Consider the following 945-nt stretch of genomic DNA (forward strand, 5'->3'; position numbering starts at 1 on the left):
TTTTTTTATATTGAATTATTGGAGTATTAAAACATTTGCAAAATCAAATACAATTATAACCATATTTAAATTCTTTGTACCTTCTATAACCATCATTGTTTTATTGATGCACTTAAAATCAGCAAATTTTTCTGTAGACGGATTTGCGCCATTCGGAATGTTTGGAATAGAATCGGCTATTTCTGTAGGTGGGGTTATTTTTGCATATTTAGGTTTGACACCAATTGTTTCAGTCGCAAGTGAGGCTAAAAATCCTCAACGTACAATACCAATAGCATTAATATTGTCTGTAGTTTTATCTACGATTGTATATGTTCTTTTACAGGTGTCATTTCTTGGTAGTATACCAACAAATATGCTGGAAAATGGATGGTCAGGAATCGACAAAGAGTTTAGCCTTCCATTTAAAGATATTGCTACAGTTCTTGGACTAAATTGGCTAGTATTTTTGATTGTTTCTGATGCAATTATTTCTCCAAGCGGAACAGGTAACATCTATATGTCTACAACTCCACGTGTAGTATATGGATGGGCTCGTAGTGGAACATTATTTAAGGTCTTTACCAAAGTTGAACCAAAATCAGGAATTCCGCGTCCTGCTGTTTGGTTATCATTTATTCTATCAGTCTTCTGGACTCTCCCGTTTCCATCATGGGAATCTTTAATCAGTGTTGTTTCGGCAGCTTTAGTATTAAGTTATGCATTCGCTCCAATCTCAGCAGCAGCTTTTCGACGTAATGCACCAGACCTTCCTCGTCCATTTTACTTAAAAGGGATGTCTATTTTAGGTCCGCTTTCATTTATTATTGCTTCATTAATAGTATACTGGTCCGGTTGGAAAACGATTTCATGGTTGCTTGGTTCTCAAATAGTTATGTTTATTATTTATTTATTCTTTAAAAAATGGGTTCCTACTGAGAAGGTAAGTTTTGCGCAACAAATAAA

The 945-nt window shown here is 34.6% G+C and carries 1 protein-coding gene; it reads left to right on the top strand.

The genetic code is table 11. The features are described 5' to 3' along the window. The coding region (locus tag VU18_RS17680) for an APC family permease (RefSeq protein ID WP_152668851.1) at positions 1 to 945 on the top strand (945 nt) is incomplete at both ends.

Source organism: Geobacillus sp. ZGt-1 (assembly GCF_001026865.1).
In the GTDB taxonomy this organism is placed as follows: Bacteria; Bacillota; Bacilli; order Bacillales; family Anoxybacillaceae; genus Geobacillus; species Geobacillus thermoleovorans.